Here is a 19,326-nt window from a genome sequence, read left to right as displayed (position 1 = left end):
AGTTTTTTACTTGGCGACCACTTCTTGTTTATTTATTCTTGTTCTGGATTGCGTAAATAATAACCAACGCCGCGTCTTGTAACTAACCACGCTGGATGGCTTGGATTATCTTCAATTTTTTCGCGTAGACGTCGAACAGTAACATCGACCGTACGAACATCACCGAAGTAATCATAGCCCCAAACTGTTTGAAGTAAATGTTCTCTTGTCATGACTTGACCCATATGTTTAGCTAAATAATGAAGTAATTCGAATTCACGATGCGTAAGTTCGATTGTTTCTCCACGTTTTGAAGCAACATATGCGTCTGGATGAATAATTAATGAACCAATTTCTAATTCACTGTTTTCTTCTTCCTCGGCAGCGTTTGAGCTTACTTGGCTATGACGGCGCAAGTTGGCTTTCACACGAGCGATTAATTCGCGGTTACTAAATGGTTTCGTAACGTAATCATCGGCACCAAGTTCAAGCCCGATAACTTTATCAATTTCGGAATCTTTTGCAGTTACCATAATTATTGGCATATCATACTTCTTACGTACTTCACGACATACCTCAATACCATCACGACCTGGAAGCATAATGTCCAGTAAAATCAAATCTGGCTGAACTTCTTCTACAAGTTCTAACGCTTCATCGCCATCATAGGCGCAATATACATCAAAGCCTTCTTTATTTAGATTAAACTTAACTATATCCGCAATCGGTTTTTCGTCATCTACTACAAGAATTTTCTTTTCTGCCATTTTTTTACAGTCCTCTCATTCCTGGATTTCGCCGGCTTTAACCGGGACAGATACTTTTTATTTAATGCAAAAAAATCTCACTAAATACTTTAAATTCCGGCCTGTCTTCATAAAACAACATGCTAAGAATAGACTTACTAATCAATTATAACACATACAGTTAATTATCTGAATTATTACAAGCTATTTTCTCTTAAAATCACATAATCTCTTAATTTTGTGCCACTTTATCAAATAAATGTAGCTTGGAAATTCGCGCCACTGCCTCTTCTAATCGTTTTTCATCCATTAAAAGTCCTACGCGTACATAACCCTCACCGAAAGTCCCGAAACCACTTCCGTCAGCAACAGCTACACTAACTTCATTTAATAAGTAATCCGCGAATTCACTACTTGTAAACTCTTTTGGAACGGGCATCCATGCAAAAAAAGAGCCCGCTGGAGCAATTGCTTCCCAACCAATTTTATCACAAGCAGCTATAAATGCATTTCTACGGCTTTCATAACGAGCATTTAATTCTTGTACACAAGTTTGATCGCCTGTGAGAGCCTCAATTGCAGCATCTTGAATACCTGGGAATAAACTTACATACATATGATCTTGAATGAGGTTGATTGCTTCGACAACGTCTTTATTCCCAACAGCAAATCCTACGCGCCAGCCAGCCATATTATATGTTTTCGAAAGCGTATAAAGTTCGATTCCAACCTCTTTCGCCCCTGGAGTTTCTAAAAAGCTAATCGGTTTCTTCCCGTCAAAACCAATACCACCATAAGCAAAATCATGTGCAATCGTGATATTGTTTTCTTTAGCAAAAGCAACCGTTTCTTCAAAAAAGTGAGTCGTAGCAACCGCGCCAGTGGGGTTATTTGGATAATTTAAATACATCAACTCCGCTTTTTTCGCAATTTCTTCAGGAATTTTATTAAAATCTGGTAAAAAGTCATTTTCAGCAATAAGTGGCATTGTTTCGAACTGAACTTCTCCTAAAACTGCTCCTGATAAATAATCTGGGTAGCCCGGATCTGGTAAAAGCATTACATCACCTGGATCCATTAAACACATTGGCAGTTCAACAAGCCCTGTTTTCGTCCCAAATAAAATGGCTACTTCTGTATTTGGATCGATGGTTACATTATATTCACGCGCATAAAAATCAGCCACGGCTTGTTTAAGTTCCTGTTTTCCACGAAACAACGAATATTTATGATTCATTGGATTTTCTGAAGCTGTTTTCATTGCTTCCACGATATGCTTGGGTGTTGGCTGGTCTGGATTTCCTTGACCTAGATTAATCACGTCATGACCTTCTGCCACTTTCTTTCCCACTTTTTCTACAAGGCTAGAAAAAAATTGATCTGGTAAATTTTGCAAGCGTTTGGAAATTTTCATTTGGCACCCGTCCTTTTCAAGTTTCATTGATTAAAATAGTAAAGTTTTCTGAAGTATTTGTCCAGTATGATTTTTTTAAAACTTAAAAAAGCATTGACAAATTATCTTAAAATGCGTATATTTTTAACTAACAGGTTTTTCTAAAATATTTTCTCTTATCGAGAGCGGCAGAGGGACTGGCCCGATGAAGCCCGGCAACCTAACTTTATTTAAGCGTAAAGTGAAGGTGCTAATTCCAGCAAAATGGTGTATTCCGTTTTGGTAGATAAGAGGAGCTGGATATGTTCGACTTTCCACTTCTCTATTCTAAATAGAGAAGTTTTTTTATTGCTTTCATGAATAAATCTGGATAAATAATCAACATACTAGGGAGGAAAAAAAGATGAGAAAATTAACAAAAGGGTTAGGAATTTTACTTGCATCAAGCCTTATTCTAGGGTTAGCAGCATGTGGAGGCGGAAGTGACGATAAAGCCTTAAGCACAAAAGAAATCACCATTGGAACAACAGCAGGACCTCACCAACAAATCGCTGAAGAAGTTCAAAAATTAGCGAAAAAAGACGGCCTTGAAATCAAAATCAAAACTTTTGATGATTATAATACACCAAATACAGCTTTAAACGACGGTGACCTCGATGCGAATAACTACCAAACAATCCCGTTTTTAGAGCAACAAAAGAAAGATAAAGGCTACAAATTAGACGTTGCTTTTAAAACAGTAGCATTCCCAATGGGTGTTTACTCTAACGATATTAAAGACTTAAAAGACCTGAAAAAAGGCGACAAAATTGCCGTTCCAAACGATCCAAGTAACGAATACCGTGGTTTAAAACTATTTGAAGATGCTGGCATTATTAAATTAAAAGATGGCGTGGAAGAAAAAGCAACAAAAAAAGACATTGCTGAAAACCCACTTGACCTTGAAATCGTTGAACTTGAAGCTTCTCAAATCCCTGCACAATTAGATGAAGTTGCAGCAGCAGCTATCAATACTAACTTCGCAATGGGTGCTGGACTTTCTATTAATAAAGACGCAATTTACCATGAACCAACAAAAGACAATCCATATCCAAACGTATTTGTTATTCGTAGCGAAAACAAAGATGATGAAGTCGTTAAAACATTAGAAAAATACTACCATTCTGATGACGTAAAAGCATTTATTGAAAAAGAATTTAATGGGTCTGTAGTACCTGCATTCTAGGGAGTTGTTTTATTTTGATCGAATTACATCAAGTTTCAAAGTCATTTAACGTAAATGGAAAAACCGTAGAAGCCGTCAAAAATGTTTCTATTACAGTCGAAAAAGGAGAAATTTTCGGTGTCGTTGGTTACAGTGGCGCCGGAAAAAGTACCCTCGTTCGTTGCATCAACTTGCTTGAACGTCCTGATGCCGGCCAAGTTTTAATTGACGGGAAGAATTTGTCTACCCTCTCAAGTAAAGAACTTCGTGTCGCTCGTCGGAAAATTGGTATGATTTTCCAAGGATATAACTTACTTAAAACCGCAACTGTCTATGATAACATTGCCAAACCGTTAAAATTAGAAGGTGTTCCAAAAGACGAAATCGAGATTCGCGTAAATAAATACTTGTCGATTGTTGGCTTAGAGGATAAAAGAAACAATTATCCAAGTCAGCTTTCTGGCGGTCAAAAACAACGTGTTGCGATTGCTCGTGCTCTTGCGCATGAACCAGAAATTCTTTTAAGCGATGAAGCGACAAGTGCTTTGGATCCTGAAACAACAGAAGCAATTTTGCAGTTGTTACTTAAGATTAACGCTGAGCTTGGCATTACGATTTTCTTAATTACACATGAACTTGATGTCATTCAACGTATTTGTGACCGGGTTGCTGTGATGGAAAATGGCCATTTAGTAGAGCAAGGTACCGTTCTTGATATTTTCACCAAAGCAAAACACGCGACAACAAAACGCTTTGTTGGCTCGGAAGCTAGTTTCGACATCCCGCAAGATTTGCTTGAAAAATATATCGCGACCGGAAAATTAGTTTCGCTTCATTTTATTGGTGATGAGGCTGATGAACCTGCGCTCGCTCTTGTGTCACGCAAATTCGACGTTCTTCCAAGCATTTTAGCTGGTGGAATAGATCATTTGAAAAACGGAACACTTGGAAAACTACTCGTTCATTTAAAAGGGGACGAAGCCGAATATAGTAAAGCTATTGCTTATTTGAAAGAATCTGGAGTCGTTGTTGAGGAGGTCGAGTTACTATGAGTTTGTTTTTTGAAGAATGGGGACCGATACTTTGGCAAGGATTTTTAGAAACTCTTACAATGACTGGGATTACACTTGTAATTTCACTAGCAATTGGGTTGCCACTTGGCGTATTTTTAACATTAACGCGTAAAGGCGGTCAATCAGAAAATCTAGTTGTATATAGTATTTTGAACTGGGTAATTAATATTTTACGTTCGTTACCTTTCATTATTTTATTATTCTTAATGATTCCGGTAACTCGCTTTGTTGTTGGTACTACTATTGGGATTCAAGGTGTGATTATGCCACTTGTTGTATTCACCGCACCTTATATCGCTCGCTTGATGGAGTCTGCCCTACTTGAAGTTGACCGTGGTGTTATTGAAGCCTACCAAGCAATGGGGATTTCAACGCCAAAAATCATTTGGAGCGTAGTTATTCGCGAAGCTCGGTCTGGTATCGTTCTCGGTTTAACGATTGCTACAATTGGTCTTATCGGCGCAACTGCAATGGCTGGACTTGTTGGGGCTGGCGGACTTGGAACGATTGCATATCAATATGGTTTCCAGCGTTTTGAGCCGACTGTCATGTATACAACCATCATTATATTAATTATCATGGTACAAGCACTACAATCATTCGGAAATTTCTTATCTAGACGTCTTAAAAAAGATTAATTTTACTACTAAGAGCTTGGTGCGTAGTGTTCCGGTATGGACTCGCCACCAAGCTTATGTTATTTTTAAAAGAAAAAGGGAGCGAAGAACATGTGGAAGTTGGCATTATGTCAAACCGATGTAGTTTTTAAATATCCGGATGCAAACTATGCGCGGATTGAAAAAGCAATTGTTGAAGCTGCTGAAAATGGGGCCGATATAGCAGTTTTACCAGAAATGTGGAATACAGGTTATGCTTTAAATGAATTAGCTGGGGTTGCTGATTTAAATGGGGAGAGAACAAAAGAATTTTTAGCTGGGCTTTCAGAAAAACACCAAATCGCTATAATTGGCGGCTCGGTTTCTATTTCAGAAGGAAGCAAGTTTTCCAACACGATGTACGCTTTTGATAAATATGGCGGACTACTTTCTTCATATAAAAAGGTACACTTATTCCAACTTATGAATGAACACTTATACTTAGAACCTGGAAATGATAAAAATCTATTTCGACTAGATGGTATTTCTTGTGCAGGGTTCATTTGTTATGATATTAGATTTCCTGAATGGATTCGCAAACATACTTCAGAAGGCTCAGAAGTTATTTTTGTTTCTGCACAGTGGCCAGCTGAACGCATTAAACAATGGGAACAACTACTTATTGCTCGTGCGATTGAAAACCAAGCTTTTGTTGTTGCTGTCAACCGGGTTGGCGATGATCCAAATAATCATTTTAACGGTCATTCGCTCGTTATTGATCCACTAGGAAATGTTATTGTTCATGGTGGCGAAGAAGAAGGCAATATTTATGCTGAAATCGACTTGAATTTAGTCGCTGAAACTAGAGGGATAATTCCTGTTTTTACCGACCGTCGTCCTGAACTATACTAAAATCAGAATAGCGTTTTTTTACAATTTCTCATTAAATCTTCAAATTTCCACCAATAAAGTGGCAATTTGGTATCATTTATGTGGATTAAATTTTGTTAATTTTGTTATTATATATTATAGTTAACGAAAGAGTAAAGGAGCTGCTAACAATGGATGCACTATTTAACCACAAAGAATTCATTCGGTTATCTCACGAAGGTAACATCAACTACGAAAAATTAAAAGTTCCAAAAAATACTGAATTAGTTAATACAGCCGATCAAAGAAATAGTCATGTCTATTTAATTATCGACGGATTTGTTTCCATTTCTATGAACCCAGAATCAAACAGTATTTACACGATTCTTGGAAAAGGCTCCTTCGTCAATTACTATAGTCTATTCCAAGGAAATGTAGATGACTTTTTATTTAAAACGATATCAACTTGTACGGTTTATAAATACACGTTTAAAGATTTAGAGTATTTTCTTTCAATGTTTCCAGAGAACTTTGGTTTTCAATTTTTCATTATGCGTGACTTGGCTCGCCATGCTTTCTTCAAAAGCCTTTCATCCGAAACAAGTTCCTCCGATAAGTTAGAGCTATCTTTTATCAACATCGGAAAACTTCACGGCACTCCATATGAAAAAGACAGTGTCATTTTACCAAAAGAAATGCGCACTAGTGTTATAGCCGCTTACAGTAATCTTTCAAAAAGCAGTTTTTACAAACAATTAGCGCGTTTAAAAGACCAGGGAAAAATATGGAAAAACGATAGAGAATGGGTTCTTAAGAATAAAGAGGTATATGATTATTTAAAAGCAAGAGAAATTGATGTATAAAAACTCCATCTATAACGCAGATGGAGTTTTTTCGTTTTTCTTACAAGACGATTAGTTATCTTTTAAAAAGTATCAAAACTACCAACAGTTCTTTCTTTTTTTAACGAATAATTAAAGAATATCAGTCCTACAATAAGCCAAATTGTATTAATAAATAAATTTATGCTTAGGAGACCTAAATCGGCTTTGCCAGAAACATACAGATTGCTCGTAAAATCCACGCCCGAAGTAAATGGTATGATATAAATGATTTTTGGTAGACCCACGATAAATGTATTGGAAAAAATGATTAAGGCGCCCGCAAACAAGTTTACGAAATTTCCTAAACTCTTCTCTTTAACCGCATAACCGCCGAATACCAGACCCATTCCAAACATTCCTATAACAGACGGCAAAAGGATGATGACGGATAAAAAAATGAATGGAACTTGCGACCAACTAATTTTGTCAGCGAAAATGGAAATAAGGATGACTACAAAAAGAATAATAATTGTTTCTAAAATACTGATTAAAAGTAACAAAAATGATTGTACAGGATAAGGTAGTATACTTTGAACTTTGGGTTCTAGTAGTCCCATCTTGGCATCCGTACTAATCCAGTTGGCCGTACTCGATAATGCCATATCAGAAAATGCCCAAAACATATATCCAATTAATAAAAGAATAGGCCCCTGAATTGCAGAAGCACCATAAAACTTAGTTACTGAACTGCTATCATTTAACATTAATATTGCCAGATATACACCAGTAAACATTATTAATTCCGAAACAAGGTTTTTCTTGTACTTAAAAAGAATAAGAATATTTGCTTTAAGTGTTCCTATACAAGCCCCAAAATAATCCATTATACTAACATCCTTCCCAATAAATCTCACCGTTTTTTTCAAAAATTATTCTCTCTATATTCGGCATATCTAAAAATCTTTTATCATGAGAAATTAATACTATCTTTTTTTCTAGCCTTAATTTAGCCAGAATTTCAATAAATGCGTAAAAACTCTCATCATCCAGCCCGTTTGTAGGTTCATCCAATAATAATAGCTGACAGTTCGAACATAACGCAGACAAGATAAATACTTTCTTTTTTTGGCCTGTAGATAGCTTTTCTGCTGACATTTCTAAAATATCTTTGCAATTTAATTTCTCACAGTAATTAGATAGTTTTTTTAACACATCGTTTTTATTTGTACCTTTTAATGATGTTAAATATTCAATATTTTGTCTGCTGTTCAATTTATAAAACATGCCTCGTTCTGCACTTGATAAATAGTACGTGGTTCTCTTTGTCCATTTTGAAAAATTAGTATGGTTTGAAATCTGTAATGTTCCTTCGTCAGGTAAAATAATTCCCGCTATTATTTTCGCTAAAGTTGATTTCCCAGAACCATTCATTCCCGTTATTAAAGTTATTTTACGATTAAAATTAATTGTAATACTCAAATTATTTATTATAGGCTTGTCGTCGTATTTCTTTTTTAGGTTATGTATGTTCAAACTAATATCTTCCAAAATATTATTCTCTCCATTCTAGAAATAATGTTAATTAAGCCGATTCAATGTCGTTTTCGAATTTTTCGAACTATTTGTCTGATTTATCACCCTATTTTTTTCATTATATCATCAATGCGTTTTCATTTTGTGAGCTTTTTGTGAACCTTTGCGTTAAAAATTAGTCAATTGCTAGCTTTTTTAGCGTATTTTATGCCTAAATAAGTGTTCACATTTATTAAAAAAGCCCTCCGTGATAGAGGGCTCCTTTCACAATTCATATAACACTACTTCATCAGCAGCAAGTGATTTTTGTACGTCAATAATTCGTTGGTTGCTGGAACCGCGGAATGCTAAGTTTGGATCGAATAGCTTTTGTTCAAAGCGGCCATCTACAAGAACATCTATTAAGGATAAAAGTTCGAGTTTGTCCGTTGTCTCTTGCATCATTTCATCCCAAGTGTAGCCTGTCCATGACCAAATGTCTTTCGTTTTCCCATATGTCGCGCGGATTCGTTTCACGACAGATAGGCATGTGGCGGTATTTAAAAATGGTTCCCCGCCAAGCAGCGTCAGACCTTGAACGCTCTCATGTCCGATGTCTTTTAGAATATCGTCTTCTAATTCTTTTGTGTAAGGTTTGCCATATTTAAATGATTGCGCGGCCTTGTTGTAGCAGCCTTCGCAGTGGAAAGGACATCCAGATACATATAAACTGCACCGGACGCCCTCCCCGTCGACAAAGTTGAATGCTTTATAGTCGGCGATATACCCTCTGGATAATTCATTCGACTTCCATTCGCACGGTTTTGGATTATTCACCTAAGTTCTCCATATGTTTCACACGATTGCTAATTTCTACGTGGCGTCCATGAACCATTGGACGTTTCATCGGATTACCTAAATAACCACAAGTACGTTTTACAACATCTGCTTTTTCAGGATCAGTGTTTCCACAGCTTGGGCATTTAAAGCCTTCTTCTGTAGGAACAAATTCACCTTCAAAATCACATTCGTAACATTTATCAATTGGTGTATTTGTACCAAGATAAGCTACACGATCATAGGAGTAATCCCATACAGCCTCAAGTGCTTTCGTATTGTGAACCATTTTTGGATACTCACAATAATGAATGAATCCGCCAGAGCAAAATTCTGGATAATCTTTTTCAAAATCGATTTTTTCAAATGGTGTGATTTTTTTACGAACATCGTAATGGAAAGAGTTTTGGTAATAGTCTTTATCTGTAATGTCTTTAATTACGCCATATTTTTCTTTGTCTAAACGGTTGAAACGGTCCGTTAAGCTTTCACTTGGAGTCGAATATACGCTAAACCAGTAGCCATATTCATCTTTCCAATTATCAGCATAGGCTTTTAGTTCTTTCACAATATCAAGCGTAAAGTTTTTTGCTTCTTTGTCGCCTTCCCATTCGCCGCCATAAAATACAGTTGCAGCTTCGTAAAGACCGATATAGCCGATCGAAATCGTAGAGCGTTCTTTATTGAACAGTTGATCTACATTTTCACCGTCTTGTAGTCGTTTACCGAAAGCTCCATATTTATAAAGAATTGGCGCGTTTTCTGGACGAGCTTGACGAACACGATTTAAACGGAAAAGCAGCGCATCTTTGACTGTTTTCATACGTTCGTGGAAAATTTCCCAGAAACGTTCTTTGTCCCCGCCACTTTGAATGGCGATTCGCGGAATATTAAGCGTTACAACACCAAGATTGTTTCTTCCCGCGTTAACATGTTCCCCGTTTTCGTTCTTCCAAGCTGGTAAAAATGAACGGCAACCCATTGGTACTTTGAAATCGCCTGTTAAACGAACGAGTGAATCGTAGTTAAGTACATCTGGATACATCCGTTTTGAGGAACACTCCAGCGCTAATTGCTTGATGTCATAGTTCGGATCTTCCGCATTTAAATTAGTTCCACGACGAATCGAAAATACTAATTTCGGGAAAATGGCAGTATGTTTATCTTTACCAACGCCGCCAATACGAACTTTTAAGATTGCTTTTTGAATTTCGCGGGCAAACCAATCTTCCCCAAGACCAAAGCCTAGTGTGACGAATGGAGTTTGGCCATTACTTGTATATAATGTATTGATTTCATATTCTAAGCTTTGCATCGCATCGTAAATATCTTTGCGTGTTTTCTCCGCTGCGTAGCCTTCTTGTTTTTCTGGAACGACCCATTCAGCCGCATCTTTTTTGTGTTTTTCAAAGTTTAAACGAGCGTAAACGGATAATACTTCATCAATTCGGTCAACTGAGCAGCCGCCGTACTGTGAACTTGCTACGTTTGCGATGATTTGAGCAATTTGTGCTGTAGCTGTTTGGATTGATTTCGGGCTTTCTACGTTGGCATTACCAATCGTAAATCCTTTTGATAACATTCCTTCGATGTCGATTAAACAACAGTTTGTCATCGCATGGTATGGACTGTAGTCTAAATCGTGAAAATGGATTTCCCCTTTTAAATGAGCGTTCGATACGTGTTTTGGTAGCATGTATTTTAAGGCATAGCTTTTTGCTACGGCTCCTGCTGTCAAATCGCGTTGTGTATTGAAAACAGTCGCATCTTTATTTGCATTTTCGTTCACTACTGTTTTGTCTTTTTGTAGTAATTTTTCGACGCTTTTGTGCATATCTGTGATGTTTTCGCGCTCGTGATCCCGGTCGTGACGATACTCTATGTAAGCCCTCGCTACATCAGGATACGTCGATTTCATTAAAGTATTTTCGACGCATTGCTGGATTTCATCGATGGTCATATCTGTCTTGTTAGGTAATTCACTTACAACCTCAAGCAAAATCTCTTCTAAAAAAGTTTCGTCCTCTAATTCAATTGCTTTCATGGATGCTTCAACGGCATTACGAATTTTAATTAAATCAAAGTTTGCTTTGCGGCCATCCCTTTTTATCACCATTTGTTCATTAAGTTGTTCCACGTACATGATAATCCCCCACTAACTATATATTGTGTCTGCTATAATAATATAACACAATATAAAGTTTTTTTGTAATGATATCTGGGGATTTTTTTGAATTGGGACTAAAGAATTAAAAGCCATGAAAAATCTTTCACATAAAAGGTCTTTTGTCACTTTACTTCTTTTTATTTTTTTGCTACTTATGCAAGTTGCCCAACAGATGAATTTTTTCTTTGTGCAAATTGCCATAGTTTTTGTAAAGCGTTTTCATATACAATAAACACAAGTTAAAAAATAGAAAGAGGCGAAGTAAGTTGGCACAATTATCATTAGAACATATTTATAAAATATACGATAACAAAGTAACTGCGGTATCTGACTTTAATTTAGAAATCGATGACAAAGAGTTCATCGTTTTTGTAGGACCATCTGGTTGTGGTAAATCTACAACTTTACGTATGATTGCTGGTCTAGAAGAAATTTCTAAAGGCGAACTATCTATTGATGGTAAAGTAATGAACAATGTTGCGCCAAAAGACCGCGACATCGCAATGGTATTCCAAAACTACGCATTATATCCACATATGACTGTATATGATAATATGGCATTCGGTTTAAAACTTCGTAAAATGCCAAAAGACGAAATCAAAAAACGTGTTGAGCATGCAGCAAATATTCTTGGCTTAACTGAATACTTAAAACGTAAACCAAGTGCACTTTCCGGTGGTCAACGTCAACGTGTTGCTCTAGGTCGTGCAATCGTTCGTGATGCAAAAGTCTTCCTAATGGATGAACCACTTTCCAACTTGGATGCGAAATTACGTGTGCAAATGCGTGCGGAAATCACAAAACTTCACCAACAATTAGATACTACAATGATTTACGTTACCCATGACCAAACAGAAGCAATGACAATGGCAACTCGTATCGTTATCATGAAAGACGGTGTTATCCAACAAGTTGGTTCACCAAAACAAGTTTACGATCACCCAGTGAATATGTTCGTAGCCGGCTTTATTGGTAGCCCAGCAATGAACTTCTTCAAAGGTCGTTTAGAAGGTTCTAACTTTATCGGTGATGATTTCACTATCGCTGTTCCAGAAGGTAAACTTAAACTTCTTAAAGACAGAGGATTTGACGGTAAAGAAATCGTTTTCGGTATTCGTCCAGAAGACATTCATGATGAACCAATCGTTATTGAAGCAAACCCAGGTTACACTTTCAAAGCGACTACTATTGTTGCCGAGCTTACTGGTGCTGAATTCATGCTTCATAGCCGCGTTGGTGCACACGAATTCGTAGCTCGTGTTGATGCTCGCTCTGAACACCAACCAAATGAAGTATTAACTTTAGCATTTGAAATGTCTAAATCTCACTTCTTTGACCCAGAAACAGAAGATAACTTAACTGACTAATATACTTAAAAATCCCCGCCAAGTGTGGCGGGGATTTTCTTATTTTTCAAAAGGAAATTTAATTCCCCACTGCGACCTAACATCACTCATAATCGCGATAACATCATTCGTTAATTGATAGATTGTATTTTCTCCAGTTGCAATACTTTCTTCCATTGCTGTAATTTCATATTCTAATGCTTTATCTGTTTCACCCGCTTCGATTTCTTCTACTTTTCCTGTCGCGGTGTAAGTAACAGTTGCTCGGTCTGCCCGCGGGTACTCATCTACAGTGATAAATCCTTCTTCACAGGCTATAACACCGCGTTTTGGTACTTTAGCTCGGAAAGAAAGCGACACTACGGCCAACTCTTCTTCTTTATTTTTCAGTAAAATACCTGATTGTTCGTCCACGCCCGTCTCGAATTTCTTCATCGTCGTTAATACTTCATCAGGTGCCGCGCTTAAAAAGTAACGCGCGAAACTCAATGCATATGTACCAATATCAAGTAATGCCCCACCAGCTAAATCCATATTATAGAAACGATTTTTCGGATCCTTTTCCTTAGCACTGCCGAAAGCTACTTGGATAATTTTAAGTTTACCAATTACGCCTGAATCAACTATTTCTCGTAATTTCTTATAAAGCGGCATATGGAAAATCGTCATGGCTTCCTTAACAATTAGCCCTTTTTCCTTAGCTAATGCATTTATTTCATTCAGTTCCGCACTGCTTACAGTAATCGCTTTTTCTGCTAAAACATGTTTCCCATTATGTAAACTTTTCATAATAAATTCGTAGTGGTTAGAATGAGGTGTAGCAATATACACTACATCAATCATAGGATCAGCAAGCATCGCATCAAAATCATCGTATACATTTTCAATCCCGTATTGATTTGCAAAAACTTGTCCCTTCTCTAAACTTCGTGCTCCTACTGCATAGATTTCGCGATTTAACCCTTGCATCCCTTCCGCAAATTGGTGCGCAATCGAACCTGGTCCAAGAATTGCCCAGTTAAGTCTTTTCATCGTGGAATTCCCCCAAATATTTATTTTCGAACTTGTCAAAAACTATTGTATCATATATAACTATTCCGATTCGCACATGGTATACTTATGTTATTAACTAAAAAGGATGATTTTATTTGACTAATAAATATTTAATTTGTTCGGATATTGATGGTACACTACTGCGCCAAGATCAGACTGTTTCTGAAAAAACACGTGATTTAATCCAAACTTTAGAAAATGACGGTCATATTTTTTCAATTTCTACTGGACGGATGTATCGTTCCGCCCGTGAAGTAGGTTTTCAAGTTAGTAAGTCTGGTCATGTTATTGCATCCAATGGATCTTACGCAGCAATTCGTGACGAAGAGTTTCTAAAAACTACTTTAGAAGAAAAAGCCATTCGTGAAACATATGATATTATGCGAGATTTTGATTTACCATTATTTTTCTTCTCTACGAATACATTATTCTACACAAAAGAACCACCTGAGTTTTTTCGAGAGCTTGCTGATAAAAGCCGACTTGATACTGGACATAATAGTTTTTCACTTGTTTCTATTAATGATTCGCATGTTTTTGATGAAAACATGAATCAATTTTTAAACGCCATCGTAGTTTCAGAGGACGATACGTCTCGACTAGCCGATGTGCGTCAAGCGTTAAATCAAGCAAATGGAATTCGCGTACTTTCCTCTCACCATAATAATTTAGAGATTCTCCCTGCTAATTCTGACAAAAAAACTGCTGTAGAAGCGCTTGGAAAATATTACGGTATTCCTAGAGAAAGAATTATCACATTTGGTGATGGTGAAAATGATATTGGCATGATACAATATGCAGGAACTGGTGTTGCAATGGCTAACGCAAGCGATAATGTCAAAGCAGCAGCAAATCAACTTACAGACACGAATGAAGCAGACGGGGTTTACAAATTTCTAAAAGAATTCATTTCATAGGAAAAGAGGAAAAGGGATGAAAAAAGGGATTTTAAAGTTGTTTCTAGTGTTAGCTTTAGTAGCTGGGATTTCGGTACCAAGCTCCATTCAAGCCGAAGCCGCAACACCAACGATAAAAGTGCATTTCATTGATGTTGGTCAAGGGGATGCCATTTACATCAAGGCTCCTAGTGGCGAAGATATTTTAATCGATGCCGGCAACAAAGGAAAAGGGAAGATTGTAGTTAATTATTTGAAGAAATTAAAAGTAAAAGATATTGAAGTCATGGTTGCTTCTCACCCAGATGCAGATAATATTGGCGGTCTGCCCGAAGTAATGAATAGCATTAAAGTCAAGAGCCTCTATGCGCCAAACTCCACAAACACAACAGCTGCTTACAAAGATTTTGTCAATACAGCCAAAAAGAAGAAACTACCAATCAAAACGGCAAAAGCTGGTGTGAAATTACCAATTAAAGGTGTAAACGCACAATTTGTAGGTCCTGTAAAAACATACGGAAAAACAGATCGCAATAATTGGAGCGCCGTCCTTCACCTAACTTATAAAAAAAATACCTTCCTTCTCACTGGAGATGCTCAAACAAAAGCAGAAACAGATATGATAAAAGCGAAGAAAACTTTACGAGCTGACGTGTTAAAAGTAAGCGCTCAAGGCTCAAAAACAGCTACTAGTAAAGCTTTCGTCAATGTTGTAAAACCAAAATATGCGATAATAAGCGTTGGTAAAAACGGCTACGGCCACCCTACCTCGCAAACGGTTACCACATTAACCAAAGCAAAAGCAAAAGTTTACCGAACAGACCGCAACAAAACCATCGTTGTTACTGGTAATGGCGCTAATTATACAATAGGAAAATAAATTATTTAAAAGAGCTAGGAATGCACAACTGCTGTTATTCCTAGCTCTTTGCTGTTATTTATTTTTTTAGACGTTTTACCTCACAAATGTGGCAAAAATATTACGATTACTTTTCTCACAAACGGGTAATTGCATAAGACAAGCTATTTAAAGGGTCTTTTTTTAGTACCTTTATTCACTTGTACGATGATACAATATACTTGTGTACATACAACTGAACCTGAAGGAGACGAAATAAAAGATGGCCTATCCATTTAATCACAAAGAATTTGTTACAATGATGGAACAGTACAATTTAAAATCCAACAGCATTACTATACCAGAACACACGGTACTAAATGATTTAGTTCTCGAAAATAAAGACTGCGTTTATTTATTAAAATCCGGTATATTAGCAGGATATATCGATTTTGACAATGATAAAATTTATTCTATATTTACTTCTAATTTTTTCATGGGTTACTACACCATTTTCCAAAATAGACCTCTTGTTTTGACGTACCAAACTTTAACAGAATGCGAAATCATCATCTACAAGAAAAAAGACATTGAGTATTCTCTTTCCCTATTCCCTGAAAACTTTGGCTTCCAGTATACAATTATGCGATCTATTGCTAAACACGGCTATTATAAATCACTTCTACAATATCGTGATAAAAAAGACCAATTAGCTTTTGTTTTTGAAATGCTTATTAAAATCCTGGATATACAACCTGAAGACGGCGTAGCGATAATCCCTAAAGCAGTCAGCACAACAGTTATTAAAAACTACTGTACGCTTTCAAAAGCATTTTTCTATTCTCAATTAAAAGAATTAAAAGAAGCTGGTATTATTTCAAAAGTAAAACTACAATGGCATGTTAATATGGAAGCACTTCTAGAAAGAAATAATGATGCTATAAGATAAGTAAAAGGATGCAGCATATACGCTGCATCCTTTTTTATTTAATATCAATAGTGTAAATATCAACTTCTTGCTCTTTTCCACCATATGTCGCTTGTTTCGTTTCTTGTTTCGAATAACCTAGATGCTCGAAAAATCCGCGTCCTTTTTCATTTTCAGCTAGAACTCCAAGTGCTAAGGAATCAGCTCCACCATCATTTGCCCATTCTTTAATAGTTTGGTGAAGTACTTTTCCAAGGCCATTGCCACGAGCGTCTGGTGTTAATAATAATAGGCCAATAAACCAGCGACCTTTTCTCGGATAATCAGAAACAATATCTACTAAGCCGATTGGTTTTTCATTTTCATCCAATACCGCCAGTATAAATTTATCGAATCTCGTTTTCCCGTCTGGAATTTCTGTGATAATTTTTAATGCATCGCTTTTTGATGCGGGTTTATTTTGTTCAATTAAATAATAATCTTCTGATGCCGCGCAAACTGCCTCTGCAAGTTCTACATCTTTTTCATTTAAAAATTTCACATGATAATTACGTTTCATTATTTCACTCTTTTCTTTTATCAAGTTTCCATGTCAATCATGCCATAAATTCCCTGTCGTTTCAATAGATAGCCGGAAATCCGTCCTAATTTATGCTATACTAGAATGAGTTTATGATGGAAAAGGAGCTAGTATATTGTATAAATTAATTGCTATTGATATTGATGGAACACTACTGACAGATGATCATAAGGTTACGGACGAAGTAAAAGATGCCATTCGCCAAGCAAAACTAAAAGGCGTAAAAGTGGTTCTTTGTACTGGACGTCCGCTCGTTGGTGTAGAAAATTATTTAACTGAACTTGAACTACGTGAGGAAGGCGATTACGTTATTAGTTTTAACGGCGCATTTGTTCAAGATACGTTTACAAAAGAAGTTATTTCTCACTTAACGCTTGGCATAGACGATTTAAAAGAAATTTATCAAGTGAGTTTAGATAGCAATTTGCACATGCATTTCTTTGATGACAAAGCGCTTTACACGCCGAACCGAGAAATCGGCAAATACACAATTGTCGAAGCCTATCTTACTGGAAGCCAACTGATTTATAAAGAAATCGAAAACGTTCCAGAAGATTTTATTATGTCGAAAGCAATGTTTATTGAAGAAGCACCCGAACTGGAAGCTGGTATTGCGAAAATGCCTGAATCCTTCCGTGAAAAATACCATTTAGTTCGCAGCACCCCTTTCTACTTAGAAATTCTAAATCGCGACGCTAGTAAAGGCAACGCGGTCAAAGAACTTTCCGAAAAACTAGGGATTAAACAAAGCGAAGTTATCTGTATTGGCGACCAAGAAAATGATGTAACGATGCTTGAATTCGCTGGACTTGGAATTGCAATGGGCAATGCGCCAGAAAGAATTAAGCAATTAGCTGACTATACGACCGCATCGAACAATGATAGTGGCGTAGCAAAAGCAATTCAAAAATTTGTGCTGGATAAATAATATAAAAACGCAGATTCCTTTCCGAATCTGCGTTTTTTAACTATCTTTTTAAAAGAATATACTTTAAAATATATTAGTAGAGTTTTTTAATAAAAATCGCTTTAATGGAGGTTATATTAATGGAACATCAAAAACGTTCACCATTTCCGAAAGATTTCTTATGGGGTTCTGCATCTGCAGCTTATCAAATCGAAGGAGCATGGGACGCAGACGGCAAAGGTAAATCAGTTTGGGACGAGTATGTTCGTATTCCTGGAACTACTTTCAAAGGTACAAATGGCGATGTAGCTGTTGACCATTATCACCGTTATAAAGAAGACGTAAAATTAATGGCAGAAGCTGGCCTAAAAGCTTATCGTTTCTCCATTGCTTGGACTCGTATTTTTCCAAATGGTAAAGGCGAAGTGAATGAAGCTGGGTTGAAATTTTATGATAACTTAATTGATGAGTTGCTTAAATATGACATCGAACCGCTTGTAACGTTGTATCACTGGGATATTCCGCAAGCATTATTTGATGAATATGGCGGCTGGGAATCTCGCCAAGTGATTGAAGATTTCACAAATTATTCCACAACACTATTCAAACGTTACGGCGACCGCGTGAAATATTGGGTTTCCTTGAACGAACAAAATATCTTTGTAGGCATGGGTTACGGGCAAGCACTTCACCCACCAAAAGTTAGCGATCCAAAAAGAATGTACGCAGTAAACCACATTGCTAACTTGGCTAACGCTAGTGTTATCAAAGCTTTCCACGAAATCGTTCCTGATGGAAAAATCGGACCAAGTTTTGCTTACACACCACATTATCCAATCGACACAGATCCTAAAAACGTTCAAGCTGCTGATGATGCAGAAGAATTAAACAGCTATTTCTGGATGGATATGTACGCTTTTGGTCGTTATCCGAAAGCGGTTTGGAAATATTTAGAAGAAAACGATATTGCGCCAGTTATTGAAGACGGCGATATGGAACTTCTTGCTTCTGCAAAACCTGACTTCATGGGCGTTAACTACTATCAATCCGCAACTGTAGCCTACAACCCGCTTGATGGTGTTGGTCAAAATAACGAAATGAACTTCACTGGTAAAAAAGGGAGCACGAAAGAAACTGGTGTCCCTGGCGTTTACAAAAAAGTTGTTAATCCTTTCGTGAAAACAACCAACTGGGATTGGACAATCGATCCAAAAGGCTTACAAATTGCGCTTCGTCGTATTAATAGCCGCTATGCTTTACCAATTTTAATTACCGAAAACGGTTTAGGTGAATTTGATAAATTAGTGGACGGAGAAGTAAATGATGACTACCGCATTGACTACCTGAGCGCACACGCAACCGCTATTCGCGATGCAATCAGTGATGGTGTTGATATGTTAGGCTATTGTACTTGGAGCTTCACAGACCTTCTAAGCTGGTTAAATGGCTATCAAAAACGTTACGGTTTTGTTTATGTTGATCGTGATGTGGAAGATGATGCGCCAATGACACGTATTCCGAAGAAAAGTTATTACTGGTATAAACAAGTGATTGAAACTAATGGAGCAGATTTATAA

At 36.9% G+C, this 19,326-nt stretch carries 19 protein-coding genes and 1 riboswitch; of the genes, 11 read left to right on the top strand and 8 right to left on the bottom strand.

The features are described from left to right. Positions 1 to 32: 32 nt before the first annotated feature. Together yycF and PQQ29_RS01935 are read right to left on the bottom strand one after the other, a co-directional pair. On the bottom strand, positions 33 to 746 hold the full coding sequence (yycF, locus tag PQQ29_RS01940) for a response regulator YycF (protein WP_003724221.1): 714 nt from the start codon (positions 744 to 746) through the stop codon (positions 33 to 35). A gap of 211 nt (positions 747 to 957) precedes the next feature. Further along, positions 958 to 2,139, bottom strand: coding sequence for a pyridoxal phosphate-dependent aminotransferase (locus tag PQQ29_RS01935; RefSeq protein ID WP_010990324.1), 1,182 nt, complete (start codon positions 2,137 to 2,139; stop codon positions 958 to 960). Between the two features lie 152 nt (positions 2,140 to 2,291). After that, positions 2,292 to 2,411: riboswitch (SAM riboswitch) on the top strand. 110 nt (positions 2,412 to 2,521) lie between these two features. Here PQQ29_RS01935 and PQQ29_RS01930 point away from each other — a divergent pair. The 5 genes from PQQ29_RS01930 to PQQ29_RS01910 all read left to right on the top strand — a co-directional run bounded on the left by PQQ29_RS01930 (position 2,522) and on the right by PQQ29_RS01910 (position 6,724). Next, positions 2,522 to 3,343: a MetQ/NlpA family ABC transporter substrate-binding protein gene (locus tag PQQ29_RS01930; protein WP_003770196.1), complete on the top strand. Its 822-nt coding sequence runs from the start codon at positions 2,522 to 2,524 to the stop codon at positions 3,341 to 3,343. A gap of 14 nt (positions 3,344 to 3,357) precedes the next feature. Continuing rightward, a complete protein-coding gene (locus tag PQQ29_RS01925) occupies positions 3,358 to 4,374 on the top strand; it encodes a methionine ABC transporter ATP-binding protein (RefSeq protein ID WP_003765155.1) in 1,017 nt (338 codons plus the stop codon). After that, positions 4,371 to 5,033 carry a methionine ABC transporter permease gene (locus PQQ29_RS01920; protein ID WP_003760183.1) on the top strand — a complete coding sequence of 221 codons (663 nt, stop codon included), beginning with the start codon at positions 4,371 to 4,373 and terminating at the stop codon, positions 5,031 to 5,033. Before PQQ29_RS01925 ends, PQQ29_RS01920 begins: the two co-directional genes overlap by 4 nt. 90 nt (positions 5,034 to 5,123) lie before the next feature. Beyond that, positions 5,124 to 5,903: a carbon-nitrogen family hydrolase gene (locus PQQ29_RS01915; RefSeq protein ID WP_003760181.1), complete on the top strand. Its 780-nt coding sequence runs from the start codon at positions 5,124 to 5,126 to the stop codon at positions 5,901 to 5,903. Positions 5,904 to 6,052: 149 nt separating this feature from the next. Continuing rightward, positions 6,053 to 6,724: a Crp/Fnr family transcriptional regulator gene (locus PQQ29_RS01910; RefSeq protein ID WP_003770192.1), complete on the top strand. Its 672-nt coding sequence runs from the start codon at positions 6,053 to 6,055 to the stop codon at positions 6,722 to 6,724. Positions 6,725 to 6,786: 62 nt separating this feature from the next. Here the strand turns inward: PQQ29_RS01910 and PQQ29_RS01905 are convergent, their stop codons facing one another. The 4 genes from PQQ29_RS01905 to nrdD form a co-directional block, all read right to left on the bottom strand. After that, the gene (locus PQQ29_RS01905) at positions 6,787 to 7,569 is read right to left on the bottom strand and encodes a hypothetical protein (protein WP_045554037.1); all 783 of its coding nucleotides are present in this window, start codon (positions 7,567 to 7,569) and stop codon (positions 6,787 to 6,789) included. Positions 7,570 to 7,573: 4 nt separating this feature from the next. Further along, entirely contained in the window at positions 7,574 to 8,233 is a 660-nt protein-coding gene (locus PQQ29_RS01900) for an ATP-binding cassette domain-containing protein (RefSeq protein WP_187983966.1), read from the bottom strand. 249 nt (positions 8,234 to 8,482) lie between these two features. Next, on the bottom strand, positions 8,483 to 9,034 hold the full coding sequence (gene nrdG, locus PQQ29_RS01895) for an anaerobic ribonucleoside-triphosphate reductase activating protein (protein ID WP_003770189.1): 552 nt from the start codon (positions 9,032 to 9,034) through the stop codon (positions 8,483 to 8,485). After that, on the bottom strand, positions 9,027 to 11,177 hold the full coding sequence (nrdD, locus tag PQQ29_RS01890) for an anaerobic ribonucleoside-triphosphate reductase (protein ID WP_010990320.1): 2,151 nt from the start codon (positions 11,175 to 11,177) through the stop codon (positions 9,027 to 9,029). The genes nrdG and nrdD overlap by 8 nt, the downstream gene beginning before the upstream one ends. A 290-nt stretch (positions 11,178 to 11,467) precedes the next feature. Here nrdD and PQQ29_RS01885 point away from each other — a divergent pair, with 290 nt between their 5' ends. Further along, the gene (locus PQQ29_RS01885; protein WP_187983965.1) at positions 11,468 to 12,568 is read left to right on the top strand and encodes an ABC transporter ATP-binding protein; all 1,101 of its coding nucleotides are present in this window, start codon (positions 11,468 to 11,470) and stop codon (positions 12,566 to 12,568) included. A gap of 39 nt (positions 12,569 to 12,607) precedes the next feature. On the opposite strand, the gene PQQ29_RS01880 is transcribed toward PQQ29_RS01885, so the two are convergent. Further along, positions 12,608 to 13,579 (bottom strand): Gfo/Idh/MocA family protein, encoded by a 972-nt coding sequence (locus PQQ29_RS01880; RefSeq protein ID WP_010990319.1) that lies wholly within the window; start codon positions 13,577 to 13,579, stop codon positions 12,608 to 12,610. A gap of 116 nt (positions 13,580 to 13,695) precedes the next feature. Here PQQ29_RS01880 and PQQ29_RS01875 point away from each other — a divergent pair, with 116 nt between their 5' ends. The 3 genes from PQQ29_RS01875 (at position 13,696) to PQQ29_RS01865 (ending at position 16,283) form a co-directional block, all read left to right on the top strand. Further along, entirely contained in the window at positions 13,696 to 14,517 is an 822-nt protein-coding gene (locus PQQ29_RS01875) for a Cof-type HAD-IIB family hydrolase (protein WP_010990318.1), read from the top strand. A gap of 16 nt (positions 14,518 to 14,533) precedes the next feature. Continuing rightward, positions 14,534 to 15,376: a ComEC/Rec2 family competence protein gene (locus tag PQQ29_RS01870; RefSeq protein ID WP_187983964.1), complete on the top strand. Its 843-nt coding sequence runs from the start codon at positions 14,534 to 14,536 to the stop codon at positions 15,374 to 15,376. A 241-nt stretch (positions 15,377 to 15,617) separates the two neighbouring features. Then, the gene (locus tag PQQ29_RS01865) at positions 15,618 to 16,283 is read left to right on the top strand and encodes a Crp/Fnr family transcriptional regulator (protein ID WP_003760153.1); all 666 of its coding nucleotides are present in this window, start codon (positions 15,618 to 15,620) and stop codon (positions 16,281 to 16,283) included. 34 nt (positions 16,284 to 16,317) lie between these two features. Here the strand turns inward: PQQ29_RS01865 and PQQ29_RS01860 are convergent, their stop codons facing one another. Next, positions 16,318 to 16,821, bottom strand: coding sequence for a GNAT family N-acetyltransferase (locus tag PQQ29_RS01860; RefSeq protein WP_003760151.1), 504 nt, complete (start codon positions 16,819 to 16,821; stop codon positions 16,318 to 16,320). Positions 16,822 to 16,957: 136 nt separating this feature from the next. Between PQQ29_RS01860 and yidA the strand changes: the two genes are divergently transcribed. Then, the gene (gene yidA, locus PQQ29_RS01855) at positions 16,958 to 17,770 is read left to right on the top strand and encodes a sugar-phosphatase (RefSeq protein ID WP_187983963.1); all 813 of its coding nucleotides are present in this window, start codon (positions 16,958 to 16,960) and stop codon (positions 17,768 to 17,770) included. 119 nt (positions 17,771 to 17,889) lie between these two features. After that, positions 17,890 to 19,326, top strand: coding sequence for a glycoside hydrolase family 1 protein (locus PQQ29_RS01850; protein ID WP_003729166.1), 1,437 nt, complete (start codon positions 17,890 to 17,892; stop codon positions 19,324 to 19,326).

Origin of the sequence: Listeria innocua, assembly GCF_028596125.1 — a bacterium.
Taxonomy (GTDB): domain Bacteria; phylum Bacillota; class Bacilli; order Lactobacillales; family Listeriaceae; genus Listeria; species Listeria innocua.
Note: the sequence above shows the minus strand (reverse complement) of the source record. Positions and strands in the feature narration are given on the sequence as shown.

Excerpts from the sequence above, each read along its gene's own strand:
- PQQ29_RS01870 (WP_187983964.1), top strand. The coding sequence starts at position 14,534 with ATGAAAAAAGGGATTTTAAAGTTGTTTCTAGTGTTAGCTTTAGTAGCT.
- PQQ29_RS01905 (WP_045554037.1), bottom strand. The coding sequence starts at position 7,569 with ATGGATTATTTTGGGGCTTGTATAGGAACACTTAAAGCAAATATTCTT.
- PQQ29_RS01860 (WP_003760151.1), bottom strand. The coding sequence starts at position 16,821 with ATGAAACGTAATTATCATGTGAAATTTTTAAATGAAAAAGATGTAGAA.
- nrdD (WP_010990320.1), bottom strand. The coding sequence starts at position 11,177 with ATGTACGTGGAACAACTTAATGAACAAATGGTGATAAAAAGGGATGGC.
- PQQ29_RS01865 (WP_003760153.1), top strand. The coding sequence starts at position 15,618 with ATGGCCTATCCATTTAATCACAAAGAATTTGTTACAATGATGGAACAG.
- PQQ29_RS01880 (WP_010990319.1), bottom strand. The coding sequence starts at position 13,579 with ATGAAAAGACTTAACTGGGCAATTCTTGGACCAGGTTCGATTGCGCAC.
- PQQ29_RS01915 (WP_003760181.1), top strand. The coding sequence starts at position 5,124 with ATGTGGAAGTTGGCATTATGTCAAACCGATGTAGTTTTTAAATATCCG.
- PQQ29_RS01910 (WP_003770192.1), top strand. The coding sequence starts at position 6,053 with ATGGATGCACTATTTAACCACAAAGAATTCATTCGGTTATCTCACGAA.
- PQQ29_RS01930 (WP_003770196.1), top strand. The coding sequence starts at position 2,522 with ATGAGAAAATTAACAAAAGGGTTAGGAATTTTACTTGCATCAAGCCTT.
- PQQ29_RS01920 (WP_003760183.1), top strand. The coding sequence starts at position 4,371 with ATGAGTTTGTTTTTTGAAGAATGGGGACCGATACTTTGGCAAGGATTT.
- yycF (WP_003724221.1), bottom strand. The coding sequence starts at position 746 with ATGGCAGAAAAGAAAATTCTTGTAGTAGATGACGAAAAACCGATTGCG.
- PQQ29_RS01935 (WP_010990324.1), bottom strand. The coding sequence starts at position 2,139 with ATGAAAATTTCCAAACGCTTGCAAAATTTACCAGATCAATTTTTTTCT.
- PQQ29_RS01850 (WP_003729166.1), top strand. The coding sequence starts at position 17,890 with ATGGAACATCAAAAACGTTCACCATTTCCGAAAGATTTCTTATGGGGT.